The 17,135-nt window shown below is 64.5% G+C and carries 12 protein-coding genes; 5 read left to right on the top strand and 7 right to left on the bottom strand.

The window, feature by feature from the left end:
- The first annotated feature begins 2 nt into the window (after nt 1–2).
- Entirely contained in the window at nt 3–650 is a 648-nt protein-coding gene (locus PQ467_RS08040) for a DUF6250 domain-containing protein (RefSeq protein WP_274175972.1), read from the top strand.
- Complete coding sequence (locus PQ467_RS08035; RefSeq protein WP_274175971.1) at nt 647–3,322, top strand: exo-rhamnogalacturonan lyase family protein; 2,676 nt, start codon at nt 647–649, stop codon at nt 3,320–3,322. The genes PQ467_RS08040 and PQ467_RS08035 overlap by 4 nt, the downstream gene beginning before the upstream one ends.
- Nucleotides 3,323–3,356: 34 nt before the next feature.
- On the opposite strand, the gene PQ467_RS08030 is transcribed toward PQ467_RS08035, so the two are convergent.
- Nucleotides 3,357–4,553 carry an SGNH/GDSL hydrolase family protein gene (locus PQ467_RS08030; RefSeq protein WP_274175970.1) on the bottom strand — a complete coding sequence of 399 codons (1,197 nt, stop codon included), beginning with the start codon at nt 4,551–4,553 and terminating at the stop codon, nt 3,357–3,359.
- On the bottom strand, nt 4,550–5,869 hold the full coding sequence (locus PQ467_RS08025) for an oligogalacturonate lyase family protein (RefSeq protein WP_274175969.1): 1,320 nt from the start codon (nt 5,867–5,869) through the stop codon (nt 4,550–4,552). The genes PQ467_RS08030 and PQ467_RS08025 overlap by 4 nt, the downstream gene beginning before the upstream one ends.
- 144 nt (nt 5,870–6,013) lie before the next feature.
- On the opposite strand from PQ467_RS08025, the gene PQ467_RS08020 reads away from it, so the two are divergent.
- Both PQ467_RS08020 and PQ467_RS08015 read left to right on the top strand, forming a co-directional pair.
- A complete protein-coding gene (locus PQ467_RS08020; protein ID WP_274175968.1) occupies nt 6,014–7,498 on the top strand; it encodes an MFS transporter in 1,485 nt (494 codons plus the stop codon).
- Complete coding sequence (locus tag PQ467_RS08015) at nt 7,495–8,289, top strand: rhamnogalacturonan acetylesterase (RefSeq protein ID WP_274175967.1); 795 nt, start codon at nt 7,495–7,497, stop codon at nt 8,287–8,289. The genes PQ467_RS08020 and PQ467_RS08015 overlap by 4 nt, the downstream gene beginning before the upstream one ends.
- A 33-nt stretch (nt 8,290–8,322) precedes the next feature.
- Here PQ467_RS08015 and bglB read toward each other — a convergent pair whose 3' ends face one another.
- From bglB to PQ467_RS07990, 5 genes are all read right to left on the bottom strand, one after another.
- Entirely contained in the window at nt 8,323–9,369 is a 1,047-nt protein-coding gene (gene bglB / locus PQ467_RS08010) for a beta-galactosidase BglB (protein WP_337995118.1), read from the bottom strand.
- Nucleotides 9,370–9,438: 69 nt separating this feature from the next.
- Nucleotides 9,439–12,402, bottom strand: a complete 2,964-nt coding sequence (locus tag PQ467_RS08005; RefSeq protein ID WP_274175965.1) for a beta-galactosidase — start codon at nt 12,400–12,402, stop codon at nt 9,439–9,441.
- An 11-nt stretch (nt 12,403–12,413) separates the two neighbouring features.
- Entirely contained in the window at nt 12,414–12,728 is a 315-nt protein-coding gene (locus PQ467_RS08000) for an L-rhamnose mutarotase (RefSeq protein ID WP_274175964.1), read from the bottom strand.
- 84 nt (nt 12,729–12,812) lie between these two features.
- Complete coding sequence (locus tag PQ467_RS07995) at nt 12,813–14,255, bottom strand: rhamnogalacturonidase (RefSeq protein ID WP_274175963.1); 1,443 nt, start codon at nt 14,253–14,255, stop codon at nt 12,813–12,815.
- On the bottom strand, nt 14,252–15,796 hold the full coding sequence (locus tag PQ467_RS07990) for an alpha-N-arabinofuranosidase (RefSeq protein ID WP_443192986.1): 1,545 nt from the start codon (nt 15,794–15,796) through the stop codon (nt 14,252–14,254). The genes PQ467_RS07995 and PQ467_RS07990 overlap by 4 nt, the downstream gene beginning before the upstream one ends.
- Before the next feature lie 87 nt (nt 15,797–15,883).
- Between PQ467_RS07990 and PQ467_RS07985 the strand changes: the two genes are divergently transcribed.
- The gene (locus tag PQ467_RS07985) at nt 15,884–17,104 is read left to right on the top strand and encodes a rhamnogalacturonan acetylesterase (RefSeq protein WP_274175962.1); all 1,221 of its coding nucleotides are present in this window, start codon (nt 15,884–15,886) and stop codon (nt 17,102–17,104) included.
- Nucleotides 17,105–17,135 lie beyond the last annotated feature (31 nt).

Genomic DNA, 17,135 nt, shown 5'->3' with positions numbered 1-17,135 from the left:
GCGTGAGATTCCCTCTCCTGCTCTGCGCCGCCTTTTGTCTTGGCGGCGGGGTGGCTTTGGCCCGCCCCGCCGCCTTGCGCCCGAACAACTGGCGCATCGAGGCCGAGGCCCCGGCTCAGGTCCGATTTTCCCACGGCGGTATCGAAATCGACACGGCCAAGGGCCTGACCCTCTGGTATCGCCGCCGCCTCTCCGGCCCGGTGCGGATCAGTTTCGACGCCATGGCCATTTCCAAGGGCGGCCCCAACGACACGGTCAGCGACCTCAACGCCTTCTGGATGGCGCGCGAGGCCGACGGCTCCGACCCCGCCCCCCGCTCCGGCCGGTTCGAAGATTATGACACGCTGCAAACCTATTACGTGGGCATCGGCGGCAATCGCAACACCACAACCCGCCTGCGCCGCTATGTCGCAACGCCGGGGGTGCGCCCGCTGCTGCCCGAACATGACCGGGGCGATGCGCGCCTTGCGCCGGGCCGCTGGACGCATATCACCCTGATTGCCGATGGCGCGACCATTGCCGTCATGCGTGATGGCGCGCGCCTCTTTACCCTTATCGACCCTGCCCCCTACACATCCGGCTGGTTTGGCCTGCGCACCACATGGAGCCACTGGGCCTTCCGCCACATCCGCATAAAGGCCCAACGATGACGACCCGCCGTGACGCTCTCAAACTGGCCAGCCTGATCCCCGCCGCCGCGCTGGCCCCGCGTCTTGGCCATGCCGCGCCCGCGCCTTCTCCGGCCCCGGTGCGCTGGCTGGAGGGCCGCCCGGCCATGGACCTTGGCCACAGTTTCGGCGTGGCATGGCCGCGCGGCGCGGTGTCGCGGCGCTCGGGCTTTACGCTGGCCGCAGGCGGTGCGGCCCTCCCGGCGCAAAGCTGGCCCACCGCCTTCTGGCCCGATGGCTCGGTCAAATGGAGCGCCCATGCCCTGCCCGCCAGCATGGGCGATGCCGTGCCCGATGGCGTCACTGTGGCGCCCGGCGCACCCGGCCCCGCCCCCGCCGACCCGATCCGCGTGGAACAGGGCGCCGATGGCATCCGCCTCATCTGCGCCGGGGTAACATGGGATTTTGCCCGCTCGGGCGATGCGATCATCCGTTCGGCGGCCATTGGCGGGCGGGCGGTGCTGGGTCCGGTATCGCTGGTGGGCCAGATGGGCGCCGCCTTTGCCGGCGTGATCACGCGCCTCAGCCTTGAGCAAAGCGGCCCGGTGCGCGCGGTGGTTCGCGTTGATGGCGTCCATCGGCAGGGGCAGGACGCCTCCCTGCCCTTCACGCTGCGCTTCTATGCCTATGCCGGGGCGCGGCATCTGCGCATCGTCCACAGCTTCATCTATGACGGCGATCCGGCGCGCGATGCGATTGCCGCGCTGGGGATTTCGGTGGCCGTGCCGATGCGCGATGCGCCCCATGACCGCCATATCCGCATGGCCAGCGACGGCCCCCTGTTTGCCGAGGCCGTCCGCCCGCTGACCGGCCTGCGCCGCGATCCGGGCGCAGCTTTTCGCCACGCGCAGGTCGAGGGCCGCGCCACGCCGCCCATCGCGCAAATGGCTCCGGCGGTCCGCGACAAATTGCAATATATCCCCACATGGTCCGACTTCTGGCTGGAGCAGGCCAATGCCGACGGCTTCCGCATCGAAAAGCGGACGCAGGCCGATATGGCATGGGTGGCCTCGGCCGCGGGCCATCGCGCGCCGGGTCTGGCCTATGTCGGCGGCCCCAGCGGCGGCGCGGCCATCGCCCAGCGCTGGTTCTGGCAAACCTGCCCCAGCGCGGTGTCGGTGCGCGATGCGGCCTCTGATACCGCGCATCTCACCGCATGGCTGTGGAGCCCGCGCGCCGAGCCGATGGACCTGCGCCCTTGGCGCGGGGTCAACGGGATGGAGGGGTATGACGCGCAAAACGCCGGGCTGGACATCACCTATGAGGATTACGAACCCGGCTGGGGCAGCGCGACCGGCATTGCCAAGACGCATGAACTCACCCTCTGGGCCTGCGAGGCCACGCCCGCCAATGCCATGATTGAGGTCATGGCCGCCGCCAATGCCGCCTCGCCCCGTATGATGGCCGCGCCAGAACATTTGCACAAGGCGGGCGTGTTTGGTGACTGGTCGCTGCCTGATCGTTCCAGCCGCAACCGGGCGATTGTCGAGGACCAGCTCGAACGCCTCGTCGATTTCTATGCGGGCGAGGTGGACCGGCGCGGCTGGTATGGTTTCTGGAACCATGGCGACATCATGCACACCTATGACGCCGACCGGCATCAGTGGCGCTATGACATTGGCGGCTTTGCCTGGGACAACAGCGAGTTATCGCCCGACCTTTGGCTGTGGTATCAGGCCTTGCGCACGGGGGCGGCCCAGCCCTTCCGTCTGGCCGAAGCGATGACGCGCCACACCAGCGAGGTCGACACCTATCACCTTGGCCGCTTCAAGGGCCTTGGCACGCGCCATGGGGTGCAGCATTGGGGCGACAGTTCAAAGCAACCGCGCGTCTCCAATGCCATCTATCGCCGGATCTACTTTTACCTCACCTCCGATGATCGGGTGGGCGATCTGATCGCAGATCTGGTGGACAGCGACCGGACGCTGGACCATGTGGACATCGGCCGCAAGGTTCCCGGCGCCAAGCCCTATGCCGGGCCCAAGGGCACGTTCGACATGGGTTTCGGCCCAAGCTGGACGGCGGTGGTCGGCGCATGGCTGACCCAATGGGAGCGCACCGGCGACACCCAATGGCGCGACCGGATCGCGGCGGGGATGCAGAGCATCGGGGCGATGAAATATGGCTGGCTGGTGGGCGGCGCGCCCTATGATCCGGCCACGCATCGGTTCCTTGGCAAAGGCGACACGATCGGCATCAGCCATCTCTCCTCGGTCTTCGGCGCGACCGAGATCAATGCCGAGATCATCAGCCTGATCGACATTCCCGCCTATGCGCAGGCATGGGTCACATTCTGCCAATGGTACAATGCGCCCAAGCCCGATTTCCTCGCCAAATTCGGCCCGCCCTTTGGCGCGCGCAACCTGCGCGAGGCCTATTCACGCATGACCGCCTATGCGGCGCGGGCGCGGCATGACCGGGGTCTGATGGCGCGCGCGGTCGAAGAATTTTTCTCCGGCGATGAAGGGCTTGGCACATGGGACCACGATCCCCGTGTGCGTCTGGGCAATCAGGTCGAATGGCCGCGCCTGTCCACCAATGCTGCGGCGCAATGGGGGCTGGCCGCGATCCAGATGCTGGCGCTGGCCGGGCCGGAGATCGACGCCGCGCATATCCCGGCCCATCGCAACAGCCCGCAGGAACCGCGTCATTGAGGATGGCCGCGGCCCTGCGTCATTCCAACGCGCCCTATCCCGCCTTGCGCGGGGCCAGCAGCCCCAGTGGCACAGCCCCCGCCATCGCGGCAAAGCCCTTATCATTGGGGTGCAGATGATCGCCTGAATCATACGCTGGATTCATCACCAGCGGGTCCGCCTTGTCGCGCATCACCGCGTCCAGATCGACCACGCCGTCGCTCTGCTTCTGCTCGCGGATCCAGGTGTTGATCTTCTGGCGCTGCGCCTCGCCCCAATCGGACCAATAGCCCGCGCCCTTATAGGGCAGGATCGTGGCAAGGATGATCTTGACGCCGTGGTCATGGGCGCGCGTGATCATCTGGCGATAGGCGTTGATGAGCGCCTCGGTGTCGAAACTCTCATGCCGTTTTTCGCGCCACGCCGCGCCAATGTCATTGACGCCCTCCAGCACGATGACGTGGCTGGCGCCGGGAATGGCCAGCACATCGCGGTCAAACCGGGCCAGCGCGTTCAGCCCAGCCCCATCGGCCAGCATCCGGTTGCCCGAAATGCCGACATTGGCCACGCCCACGTTCAACCCCGCCTTTTGCAACCGCGCCGCAAATTGATCGGGCCAGCGCAGATCGGAATCGACCGTCGCCCGCACGCCATCGGTGATCGAATCGCCAAAAGTTACGATGGTGCGCAAGGGCGCTTTGGCCTCCACATCGACGCCCGAGACGACAAAGCGCCGCTCAACCGTTGCGGCCTCGGACAGTTCGGGCTTTTCCACCTGATCGCCCGGCGCCAGTTGCGTCTTGGCCGCACCGAAGGAATGGAATGCGCCCAGCATCTGACCCGGCGCGACATGGAAGGACACCGCGATCCGCGTCAGGGGTTTGACCGGCATACGCAGCCAATCGCTGATCATCGGGGCATGGGCCGGGATGGTCACGCCCGGCCGCCCGCCAAAGCTGATGTTGCGGGTGGTGCCGGGGATCACCGCCCCCTTCGTATCGACCAGCGCCACGGCGAAATGGTCGATGGTCAGGGCGCTGGCGCTGTCCTGATTGTCCAGCGCCAGCCGCAGCCGGTCTCCGCCCGCCGACAGGCGCAGGATCTGGCGCACTGTGGCATCCGCAATCGAGGGCGGCGCATTGGGCGCATCGGGGGCCGGGGCGGCCTGCATCGCCAAGCCCCAGCTTCGCGCCACGCCCGCATGGACCGGCGCGCCAACCAACAACGCGGCCAGCAGCAAAGCGCCCCTCACTTGGCGGTTGCCACCGCATAGGTGTGGGTGGTTCCTTCGAAATTTGCGCGAAAAATGATCCATTTGCCATCCGGGGTAAAGGTCATGTTGGGTTCGGTCTTGTAATTGTTGCCGCGCATATCGACCAGCTTTTCCTGATCGAAGGTGCCCGGCACGATCAACTTCTCCGCGTCGGCCGTGGGGATTTCGGCGTCGTCGGGGATCATGCGCGGGGTAAACAGATAGAGATATTTGCCGTCCGGCGCATGGGCCACCATCTCGCTGTCTCCGCCATCGCCGGTGAAGAGTTTGAGGTCCGGCGACTGGTTGTAATGCACCGACCACTGGTTGCGTTCCAGATGATACCACGTCCGCCGCCCGGTCCGCACATTATAGCCCGCCAACCAGAACACCTGACCCCGCGGGGTTTGCAGATCGTACCAGATCGTCTCGCCATCGGGCGAAAAGAACTCATGGCCCGCGATCTCATTGTTCATGGTGCGGGTGTGGACCAGCTTCTTGCCCGTGCCATCGGTGCGGATGGTCCAGATGCGGTCCACCTCATGCCACGGGCCTTCGTGGCAATACATGATGAGGCCCGGATCTTTGGGCGAGAATTGCACATGGTTGAGCCAGTCATTGCTGGCCACGATGGTCTTGCGCTCGCCGGTAACCAGGTTGTGGGTGAACACCTCCATCGGGAAACCGGCCTTCAACCGGCGGTGCAGCAAGCGGGTTTTCGCGTCGGCATAGGTATAGGGCGTGCCGTCCGGCCGGTTTTCCGCATAGCTGTTGCCGCCCACCACCGCGTTGTTGCCCTGATCCGCGCGGACCAGCGTGCCGTCGGGGTTCACCTTGGCCGGGGGCAAAGTGTATTGCCCCAGCAGCAGCGTTTCATCGGCATTGATCGAGCCGATCGAGCCGCCCGCGACATCGGCCACCTTCCTTGCCTTGCCGGTGTCCACATCGACCGCATAGACCTGAAACGGCCCTCCCGCATCATCGCGCGCACGGGTGGCGTAATAGGCGTTGCGGCTGATATGTCCGGTGAAAAGAAGGTTGAGATGCGGCCCCGGCACCAGCAGCTTGATCGACCAGTCCGAGAGTGTGACCACGCTGATTCCGTCAGGGGTCTTGATGACCATCTTGTCGCCCTTGGGGGTAAAGGCGCTTTGCGTGAAATAGAGGTTGGAGGTTCCGCCCTGCGTGCTGATGCGCACAATGCGGTGCCCGGTGGCGGGGTCGATCCATTCCTTGGCCGGTTTGGCAAACGCGGGGGCGGCGCCGTAGACTGTGGCCGTAGCCGCCAGCAGGGCGATCAAAAGGCGGAAACGCATCGGCAAAATCTCCCATGAATCGATGCGGCCCTATGATTGCCGCTTGTCGATGCGGTTTTACATAGTATAAACGAAGCCCACAATATGAATAATTGCGCCGCATGGTGAAACGCCATTCCGGCCCCAAGGGAAAAGGATGGCGTGATGGCGCAACCGGCGGCAAGACCGGTCCGATGGGTGAATTATCTGGCCTATGGCGCGAATGATGTGCTGGGCGCAGGGTCGATGGCGGTGATCTCGGCGTGGGTGCTGATTTTCTACACCCGCTTTTGCGGCCTCTCCGCCGGGCAAGCGGCGCTGATCTTTGCCGTGGCGCGCATTCTCGATGCGTTTGTTTCGCCCACCATTGGCCATATTTCGGACCATTTCGACCGGCACGCGCTGGGGCGGCGCTTTGGGCGGCGTCGGTTTTTCGTGCTGGCGGCGATTCCCCTGCTGCCCAGCTTTGCGCTGATGTGGCTGCCGGGTCAGACCTTCTGGTATTACCTCGTTTCCTATGTGCTGTTCGAACTGACTTATGCGCTGGAAATCATCCCCTATGAAACGCTGGCCGCCGAAATGGCCAGCGACTTTGCAACCAAGGCCAAGTTTGCCGGGGTGCGTATCCTGTTTGCGCAGGGGTCGGCGATTCTGGCCGGATTCCTGCCGCTCTGGCTGATCAACTGGCTGGGGCGCGACAGTGCGAACACGTTCCTCATCATGGGGGCGATTTTTGCCGCATTATTCATGATGACCGCAGGCTTCCTCTATGCCTTCAGCTGGGAGCGGCAGCGCCCGGTGCCGCCCAAGCCTGCCGCCGGTTCCCCGCTGCTGCATCTGTGGCGCAATCTGTCTTCCACCTTGCGCATCCGGGCCTTCCGGCTGCATCTGGGCATGTATCTGGGCGGCTATATCTCGCAGGATATTTTCAACGCGGCTTTCACCTTCTTCGTGATCTTTGCGCTGGCCGGATCGACGCAGGTGGCCTCCGGCCTGCTCGGCACGATGTATATTGTGCAATTGGGCGCGGTGATGATCGCGATCCGCATGGCGCTACGCTCCAGCCCTTCGGGGGCCTATCGCATGGCGGCGGCGTGTTTTGCGCTGGGCGTGGCGGCGTTGATCGGCCTGTGGTGGGCGGGATTGCCTGCGACATCGGGGTGGATCTGGATCGGCATGGGGCTGGTCGGGATGGGGCGCGGGGCGCTCAATTACATTCCATGGGCCACCTATAATTACATGGCCGATGTGGACGAGATCGTCACCGGCCGCCGCCGCGAAGGCTCCTTTGCCGGCGTGATGACCTTTATCCGCAAGGCAACGCAGGCCGCTGCCGTGGCGCTGGTGGGCCTGTTGATGGATGCGGGCGGTTTCGTGCCCAAGGCGGACGTACAGAGCCATGGCGCGGTGCTGACGCTGGTGCTGGTGATGGGGATTGGCACATGGGTGATGCTGGGCTTTGGCATCGCCGTCTCGCGCCGCTTCCGCCTCAGCCGCGCCACGCATGACGTGCTGATGGGCGAGATCGAACATCTGCGCAACGGCGGGCGCGAGCCGACCAGCCCCCACGCGCGCGACGTGGTTCAGGACCTGACAGGCTGGGACTATGAAAGCCTGTGGGGCAACAATCCGGTGGGAGGAAAATTGTGAAACATCTGTTGCTGCTGGCTGCGGCCAGCCTGTCTGTCGCCGCCACGCCCGCGCCAAAACCGGCCCCGGCGCGCATTCTGATTGCGGGCGATTCCACGGTCCAGACCTATGCTCCCGAACGCTATCCGCAAGGCGGCTGGGGGCAATTCCTCGCCTGCGGCCTGTCGGGCGATGCGGTGGTGGTCAATCGTGCCATCGGCGGGCGCTCGACCAAGAGCTTCATCAACGAGGGCCGATGGGACCGGATGATGAGCGAGATCCGCGCTGGCGACACGGTGCTGATCCAGTTCGGCCATAATGACGCGACCAAGGCCAAGCCCGAGCGCTATGCCGATCCGGCGATGTATCGCGACAATCTGCTGCGCTTCATCTGGGAAACGCGAGGGCATGGCGCTTTCCCCGTGCTGGTGACGCCGGTGGCGCGGCGGTCGTTTGACGCGGCGGGCAAGGCGCGGGCCGATTTTGCCGAATATTCCGCCGTGATGCGCGAACTGGCCGCCACCACCGCCACGCCCTTGATCGATCTTGAGGGCGCCTCGCGCAATCTGCTCGACCGGATGGGGGCAGACAAGGTGGTGGTCTATTACATGAACCTGGCGCCGGGCGCCTATCCCGCCTTTGCCGCCGGGCTGAAGGATGACACGCATTTTACGGAACTGGGCGCGCGGACCATGGCTGATCTGGTGGCCGAGCAGCTCTCGGGCCTGTCGGTACCCGCCGCGAAGGCGGTGCTGGCGCAGCGGCCGGATCTGGAGCGGACAACGCCTTTGGGCAAATACGCCTGTCATTGATGGCGGGGGCGCCAGCGCGGCGCCCCCATTCTCTTACCGCCGATGCAGCGCCTCGGCCAAGGCACAGATCGCAAGGCTTTGCCCATAGGGCATCGAGGTCAGCGCAATATCCTTATAGAACTGCATCGTATCGCCCATCGCCGTGCCAAAGGACACCTGCGTCAGTTCGCCATCCGCATTGATATGGTCGATAACGCCCTGCACAGCCTTCAGGCCCACTCCCTCATAGGCAGGATCGAGCAGGCCCATGCGCACGGCTTTGAGGATGCCATAGGCAAAGCCCGCCGTGGCCGAGGCCTCAAGGTAGGAGGTCGGGTCCATCACCAGCGTATGCCATAGGCCATTGTCCGCCTGCGTCGCGGCCAAAGTCTTGACCTGCGCTGCCAGCGTATCGACGAGGAAGGTGCGGAAAGCATCGCCTTCGGGCAGGCCCAGCAATTCGATGATTTCAGGGATCGCAATCGTGATCCAGCAATTGCCCCGCGCCCACAGCGCGCCTGCAAAATTATGCCGCCCGTTGAAATCCCAGCCATGGAACCACAGGCCGGTTTTCGTGTCGAAGAGATACTTGATATGGACGAGGAACTGACGCTTGGCCTCCTCGACATAATCGGGGCGATCCAGCAGCAAGCCAAAGCGCGCCAGCGGAAGGACCGACATCATCAGCGTGTCGTCCCACATCTCGCCGGGGTTTTCGTCATTATAGACGATGTGCTGAAAACCGCCCTCCTCGGTCTTGGGCAGGCCGTCGGGCGCCATCAGCCAGTCGGCCCATTCCTGAATCTGGACCAGCCAGTCAGCGTTCGGCTCGCGCTCATAGAGATAGGAGAGCGTGAGGAAGGGCGAGACGGTGTTGATGTTCTTGGTCGTGCCGCGCGGCAATTGGTCGGCAAACCACTGGCGGATGATGGTCAGCGCCTTGTCATCGCCGGTCTGCTGATAATAGCGCCACATGCCGAACAGGCCGATGCCATGGGTCCATTCCCAGCCGTTCCAGCCCTTGGTGTCGATCACGCGGCCATCCTCCAGCCGCAGCAGGAATTCGCCGGTTTCGTCATGGATCGAGACCAGATTGTCCATCAAACGATGGATCAGCCCGATCAGATCGGCGCGTAAAGGAAGCGGTTCAGGCACTCAATTCTCCATGGATCAATGGGTTGGCGCGAGGCTGGCCGGGGCGGCAACCTGCGCCACCTCCAACCCGCCGCGGCGATTTTGCATGGTGACAAGGCGCACATTCTCGGGCGCATTGGCCGGTGCGCCGTCGCTGGTGACGGCAAGGGCGATGGTATTGGCCCCGCGATGGTTGAGGATGCCCTGGGGAAGCGGAAAGATCCGCTGCGGCCCGACATGGGCGATGAATTGCCCCATGTTCCAGCCGTTGACGAAGATCAGCACGCGATATTGCGCCGCCGAACGCGGCTTGGTCGTGTCGCCAAAGGCAAGGCCGATGGTGGCATCCTGTTCGTGCGGCACGTTGAGCGTGACATGGGTGCGATACCAGTTCGTCCCTGCCCCCCCTTGCGGCAAAGAGGCTCCGGTGGCGCGCCACGCATGGTCGTCGAAACCCGGCAGATGCCAGCCCATCCGCTCGCCATATTGGCCGCCATTGTTGGGCGTGCCGCGCGCGCGGTCGGCAAAATCCTCGCCCCCGCTGCGGCCCTGTATCCGCCAGTTCAGCGGCACGGCAAAGGCAGGCCCTACCACCGGTTCGAGCGAGGCGGCGATCAGGCCCCGTCCCTCCTTATGCTCGTCCATCGCGGTCAGGTCCCAGTTATGCCCATTGTTGCGCACCATGACGGACAGGACATGATCGCCCGGCGCACGGGCCGCTTCGGGCATGGGAATCGTGATATTGCCCGTGGTGATCGGGCGCGGCATGGCGGCGGGCAAGTCCTGCTGGCCGATCAGGCGACCATCGAGGAACACCTGCACCATCCCCGCCCCGCCCGCGCCATAGGTCAGGCTGAGACGCTGGGCATCGGCGGAACCGGCGAAATGGGCGCGATACCAGACATCGCCCTCGTGGAAACCATAGGGGTCCATGGTCAGTGTGGGCTGGCCTGCGGGCTTTTGGCTTTGCGTGGCGTCGGCGCGGTGGTCGATGGCCTGCCATGCGCTGTCATCGAAAACGTGGTTGGCCTCAGGGGTGCCTTCGGCCATGCGCCAGTCGTTCAGCGCGGGCAGCGCAATCGGGGCCGGACCGGGAATGGGCGCGACGGATTCGAGCGATCCGCCCGCCGCAGGCCGCATGGCCACCGGGGCGCCGTTCCATGTGATGCGCGATTGCCGGGTCCACACGCGCAAGGGACTGGCCGCCACCGTATCGCCGGTCAGCGCCAGCGCTCCGCCCTTCGCCCGCGCATGACGCAGCAGCGCAGGTCCGCAAGCCAGCACGCCATCGGCATCCCAGCACGTCCCACCCGCCGTATCATCGCCCAGCAGGAGTGTCAGCGCTGGCCGCCCGCCTCCGCTGATCTCTACCGTGGAAAGCGCGCCATGGGTGTAATTCAGCGTCAGATCGCCCCGTGATGCATCCCACGAAACCCCAACGCCATCGGGCGCCTTGACCGCAGGCTTGGCGTTGTAGCGCAGCACCGTGCGCCCCGCCTCTGCGCTCCGCCCGATCAGCAAGAGCAGGCCATCGCGCGCGGTCTGGATCTGGCTGGTGGTGTAAACGATCCGCTGGCCCGCCACATTGGCCCCGGCCACGATCCATTTCGCGTCATAGCCGTTCAACCGAATCTGCGGCATCTGATAATGCCCATCGGGCAGATCGGCGGCAAAGGTAAAGCTGGTGTCCTGCGTCAAATGCCCCGGCTGATGCGCGGCCAGGATCAGGCGCGCGTCCGTCTCGGGACTGCGGTTGTGATAGAGGCGGATGGCGTCCGAGGAGGGCGTCAATTTGTCCGCCGGGACCATCGCGGCAATCTCCGGCAAGGCCGCAAGAGTGCCGCCGATAGGCTTCAAGGCCAAGGCTTTTTCGCGCAGCGAGCGGTCCTCGGCAATCGCCGCGCCATAGTCATAGGAGGTGAACACCACAGGTGCTGGCAGCCAACCCCACGACATGCCGCCATAGCCCATATAGACGCTTTGCAGCCCGATGCCGTTGACGAAATTGGTGCCGTAGAACAGGCGGCCATAGCCCGGCCCGGTCTGCCCCGCATTGCAGGCATAGATCCCGTCCGAGCCCCAGTAATCGAACCAGCCACCGCCAATTTCCGCCATGAAACCCGGTGTGTCGGGCGAAGCCGACGCGCCGCCCTTGGCCCCGCCAATGCCGTAATAGCCCCAATCAGGCGCGCCATTGCCGCGGGACACCTTGCCCTGCGCGGTGCAGGTGCCGCCCGGATAGCCGTCGAAGGCGTACATATCGACCGGGCCGTGAACGACGCCCGGAACCGGCGATCCATCGGGCGCCCAATTGCCGCTGCGGCCCGGATCATTGTGAAAAATCGGCACAGTGATGCCATGCTCTCGCGTCACGGCATAGAGGTGGTCCATATAACGGCGATGGGCCGGGCTGGTCTGGGAAAGTTCGTTTTCGATCTGGTGCAGGATGACAGGACCATTGGCCCCGTTGATCTGATGGCGCGCAACAATCGCGTCGATGGCCGCCAGCCATTCATCAGCCGCCTTCAGATATTCCGGATCATCGGTGCGCGCCCGCGCCCGCTGGTTGTTCAGCCAGCCAGGAAAGCCGCCCCGCGCCAATTCCGCGTTCACATAGGGGCCGACGCGGGTGATGACGTAAAGCCCCTCCTCGCCCGCCATGGTGATGGCGCGCTCCATGTCGCGGATGCCGGTGAAATCCAGTTCGCCCTGTTTCGGGCTGTGATACCCCCAGTCGAAATAGAAGGTGACGGTGTTGAACCCGCTGGCCTTGATCTTTTGCAGGACATCGCGCCACAGATCGGGACTGGGCAGGCGATAGGGGTGAAATTCGGCGGCCCAGATCGGCGTGCGTTTGCCGTCGATCATCAGCGAGCGGCCATCGAAGGACACGCGGCCGAAGGTCTTGACGGGAGCCTTGAGGTTGACCGTCGGGCGCGCTTCCTGCGCCAGAGCGGGGACCGCGATCAGAGCCGCGCCGACCAGTAAAAGAGAACGCATCGCCACCCCCATCATGCCATGTGAAACATCGGCACCAGCGGCCATTCGCGCGGGCGATTGTCGGGCTCGACCTCCATCAGCGGCGCCATCGCGGCCCACCACAGCTTCATCACCGGCTCATCGGGGAGGCTCTCGCGCCGGTTCTCATCGGCCAGATGCAGCACCGCGAAGAGCGCCAGCGTGTCGGGATCTAGAAAGATCGAATAATCGCTGATCCCCGCATCATGCAGCAAATCGACCAGTTCGGGCCAGATCGCGTCATGGCGGCGGCGATATTCATCAACCATGCCGGGTTTCAATTGCATCCGAAATGCGAACCTCTGCACCGGCCCCTCCAAATCCCGTATTATGCACACTTGTTGCTTATTGTGATACACAAGCGCCCGATGGCCGTCAATCGCCCAAATGGGTCAGACAGGCCGCCAAAGCGGCATTTCGCGCAGATTCAGGCCATCAACTTTGTCCGCCACCACCGGCGGGCGAGCATCAACCCCGCCATGGCGGGCATAGAAACGCTCAATGGTCACATCCTGAACATCGCGCATCCACAGCGCCCATGCGGGCAAAACGCCAAACATGCTGGGTTCGGGATAGGCGTCGGGCACCAGCGGAGGCTGGCGGGCGGCGTCCTGCGCCGTGCCGCCGCCATCGAAACTCAGGTCCATGTCGCGCAAAGCCACCTGCTGCACGGGATGGCCGGGCAGGCCCGCGATGATCACAGGGAATTCATGGGCGATCCCGGTGGCGCGAATATCGCTGAACTCCACCCGGCGCAGCGCCCCGATCCGCGTCCCCTCCGGCCCGCGCAGCCGCGCACCCAGCCGCAGGAAAATCGGCGCGCTGGTCACTTCCCGCATGGTCAGGCGATGGGCGCTGATGTCCTCAACCGTGGCGCCATCGACGCATTCGATGGCCAATCCCCGGCTGCGTTCGAAATGGCAATCCTCGATGGTCACGCGGCGAATATCGCCGTTGGTTTCGGTGCCGATCTTGATGCGGCCCGTCACCCGGTCGCGGTCGGGGGCAAATTGCTGAGTCCGCCCCCGTGTGCCATCCAGCATCGTGCCAAGGTCATAGCCCGAGACCGTGCAATGGCGGATCGCAATATCCTCCGATGGCGCCAGCCGCCCAAGGGCACGGCTGGTTTTCACCACGATGGCGTCATCGTTGGGGCTGTTCACCCGGCAATGTTCGACCACGCAGCGGCGCACGCCATCAAGGTCAATCCCGTCCCGCTCGGTGTCGATGGACAGGTTGCGGATCGCCATGTCTTCGCATCCGGTGGCCAGCACGGCGAAATGCCCGCCGCCAGCGATGGTAAAGCCCGACAGTTCGACATGGCGGCATTCGCGCAGGCCGATCGCCTTGTTGCCCAGCCCGCGCATCGCGGCATGGCTCTGCTCCAGCGCACCGACATCGGCCTGGCTCATCGCCGCCATGGAAAGCGGCCTTTCGCCCGCCTGCGCGCGCCAGAGCGAGCCGGGGCCGTTACGGGTCAGGCCCCGCCCTTCGATCCGGCCCGGGCCGGTGATGGCGATATCCTGCGCGCCGATGGCCCAGATCAGGCTGTTGCGCCAATGGCTGTGGCCGAAATCCTGATAGAGTTGCGGCCCATTGTCCTCGGGCAGGTCATAGTCCCCGCCATGGCGCGCCGGGTCCGCCGCCTCGATCACCGCGCCCTGCCCCAGATGCAGCCGGACACCGGAAAGCAGGCGGATCGAGAAGCAGAGGAAGCGCCCGGCGGGCAATTCCACCCCCCCGCCGCCACGCTGATGCGCGGCGGCGATGGCGTCATTGATCGCGCCATGGGCAAGCGTCCGCCCATCGGCGTAAGCGCGCAGATCCGCGATCACGGCAGGTCCAGCACCACCAGCGATTTGGCGGGCAGATCGACCACCAATTTCCCATCGCGCAGGACCGCACCGGAAAAGGCCGCCGGATGCACCCGCACGCCATTGGTAAAATCATTCACATCCTGAACCCGCTCCGAGGTCAGAATGCGGCCCGAAACGCGGGAGGACTGGATGCCGGAAATCGCGATTTCCAGATGCTGCGGCTTGCCCGGATCAATGTTGACAAGGGCCACATGGACCACCCCATCGCGCCCCCTCGCCGCCGCACCGTGCAGCGCGGGCGACACCCACTCATCACGCCCATACCAGAGTTTGGGCAGGTCCAGCGGCAGGGCCGTTGCGTCCTGAAACCCGCGATACATGTCGAACACATGATAGGTCGGCGTCAGCACCATCTGCGCGTCCCGCGTCAGGATCATCGACTGGAGCACGTTCACCATCTGGGCAATGTTGGTCATGCGCACGCGGTCGGCATGGCGGATGAAGAGGTTGATGTTCACCCCCGCCAGCAAGGCATCGCGCAAGGAGTTCTGTTGGTAGAGAAAGCCCGGATTGGTGCCCGGCTCGACATCGGTCCAGATACCCCATTCATCCACCGCCAGATTGACCCGTTTGGCGGGGTCATATTTGTCCATGACGGCGGAATGTCTGGTCAGCAATTCCTCCATCTTCCACGTCTTGGCCATGGTGCGGGCATAGTCGACCTCATTGAAATCCGTGGCCGAACCCTTGCTCTTCCAATCCCCGGGGATGGTGTAATAATGCAGGCCGATGCCATCGATCATCCGGCCCGCCTCGCGCATCATCACCTCGGTCCAGTTGTAATCGGGGCCATTGGCGCCGCTGGCGATCTTCTGGATTTTGGTGCCAAAGGGGACCTTGACGAAAGTGGCATATCGGCGCGTGACATCGGCGGCATAATCGGCGCGCATATTGCCGCCACAGCCCCACAATTCATTGCCAATGCCGAAATAGGGCAGTTTCCACGGCTCTTTGCGCCCATTGCGCGCCCGCTCCTGCGCCAAAGTGCCTTCGGGTGCGGTGATATATTGCACCCACTCCTCCATTTCCCCGGCGGGCGCGCTGCCGACATTGCCCGAGACATAGGCCTGCGCGCCGATCAGTTCGGCAAAGTCCATGAATTCATGCGTGCCGAATGTGTTGGGCTCGGTCACGCCGCCCCAATGGGTGTTGATCTTGACCGGGCGTTTCGCGCGCGGGCCAATCCCGTCGCGCCAGTGATATTCATCGGCAAAGCACCCGCCCGGCCAGCGCACCAGCGGCACATGCAGCGCCCGCAGCGCCTCGACCACATCGCGGCGATAGCCCTTGATATTGGGGATTTTCGATTCCGGCCCGACCCAGATCCCGCCATAAATGCCATAGCCCAGATGTTCGGCAAACTGGCTGAAGATGCGCGGGTCGATGGTGGCCCCCGGCGCTTCGCCATGCAGGGCGGCGGGGGCCTGCGCATGAAGCGCGGGCGCCGCGCCCATTATCAGCGCGGCCGATGCCAACAGGCGGATGGAACGACGAATCATGGTCTCTCCCTGACCTTTATGTTACGTATATTGTGAGAATAGATTTCACATATCGAAAATCAAGATGGGTTGGGAGATGTTTGTTCCATGGTACGTTCACCCCTGCTTCTGGCCGCAATCGGCGCCTGCATGATGCCCCCACCCGTCCACGCCCAAAGCGCGCGCGTATGGCGCCTTGATGGCCCGGCACGGGGCGGCGAAACTGCGATTGCGCCGGGCGCTCCCTATGCGCCCGGCATCGGCGGCTATGAGAGCGATGGCGCCCTCTCCCTGCCTGTGACAGAGGGCAATTGGCGCATCACGCTCAATCTGGGCAGCGATGCGCGCGAAAGCCAAACCACGGTCAAGGCCGAGAACCGCCGCCTGATGGTGCTGAACGCCGCCACGGCGCGGGGGCAGAGCGTGACGCGGCGCTTTATCGTCCATGTGCATAATGCCAGCCTGGGCGCGGTGCCGGAAAACGCGCCGGGGGGCGACCACGTCCGCCTGCGCCCCGATCAGGCGGCGCAGCGCAATTGGGATGACCGGCTGACGCTCGAATTCCTCGGCACGCCCGCCGTGCGATCCGTCACCGTCGAACCGGCGCAGGGGCCGACCATCTTCCTCGTCGGCGATTCCATGGTGGCCGACCATCCGCGCGAACCCACGGCCAGTTGGGGCCAGATCCTGCCGCTGATGGTGGATGATACGGTGGCCGTGGCCAATTATGCCGAAAGCGGGGCGACGCTCAAATCCTTCCTCGCCGACCTGCGGCTGGACAAGGTGTTGAGCCTCATCAAGCCGGGCGATTATCTCTTCATCCAGTTCGGCCATAATGACCAAAAGGCGCAATGGCCCCAGACCTATGTCGAGGCCCACACCACCTATCGCGCCTATCTCCACGCCTATATTGCCGAGGCGCGGCGGCGCGGGGCCAACCCGGTGCTGGTGACCAGCCCGGAGCGGCGCAATTTCGATGCGGGCGGGCGGATCATTCCGTCTTTGGGCGATTATCCGGCGGTCATGCGCGAAGTGGCGGGAAACGAGCGCATTCCCCTGATCGACCTCAACCGCGCCAGCATCCTTCTCTATGAAGCGCTTGGCCCCGATCGCGCGCCCGGCATGTTCAACGATGATGGCCGCGATAAAACCCATTACAACGGATGGGGCGCCTGGATGGGCGCCCGCATCATGGCCGATGGCATACGCGCCGCGATCCCTGCTCTGGCCCCGCATGTGACGTCGACCCCGTTCGATCCGGCCCGCCCGGAAAATGTCGCCATTGCGCCCAGCGCGCTGGTTACTTCGCAACGCCCGCTGGGGAATTGAAAAAAGGGGCCGCCGGATGCCTCGTCCGGCG

Source organism: Novosphingobium sp. KACC 22771 (assembly GCF_028736195.1).
Lineage (GTDB): Bacteria > Pseudomonadota > Alphaproteobacteria > Sphingomonadales > Sphingomonadaceae > Novosphingobium.
The sequence above is the reverse complement of the archived record's forward strand: the minus strand, read 5'-3'. Positions and strand labels throughout refer to the sequence as shown.

Excerpts from the sequence above, each read along its gene's own strand:
- bglB (WP_337995118.1), bottom strand. The coding sequence starts at position 9,369 with ATGGACAATCTGGTCTCGATCCATGACGAAACCGGCGAATTCCTGCTG.
- PQ467_RS07985 (WP_274175962.1), top strand. The coding sequence starts at position 15,884 with ATGGTACGTTCACCCCTGCTTCTGGCCGCAATCGGCGCCTGCATGATG.
- PQ467_RS08025 (WP_274175969.1), bottom strand. The coding sequence starts at position 5,869 with ATGCGTTTCCGCCTTTTGATCGCCCTGCTGGCGGCTACGGCCACAGTC.
- PQ467_RS08020 (WP_274175968.1), top strand. The coding sequence starts at position 6,014 with ATGGCGCAACCGGCGGCAAGACCGGTCCGATGGGTGAATTATCTGGCC.
- PQ467_RS08035 (WP_274175971.1), top strand. The coding sequence starts at position 647 with ATGACGACCCGCCGTGACGCTCTCAAACTGGCCAGCCTGATCCCCGCC.
- PQ467_RS07990 (WP_443192986.1), bottom strand. The coding sequence starts at position 15,796 with ATGATTCGTCGTTCCATCCGCCTGTTGGCATCGGCCGCGCTGATAATG.
- PQ467_RS08005 (WP_274175965.1), bottom strand. The coding sequence starts at position 12,402 with ATGCGTTCTCTTTTACTGGTCGGCGCGGCTCTGATCGCGGTCCCCGCT.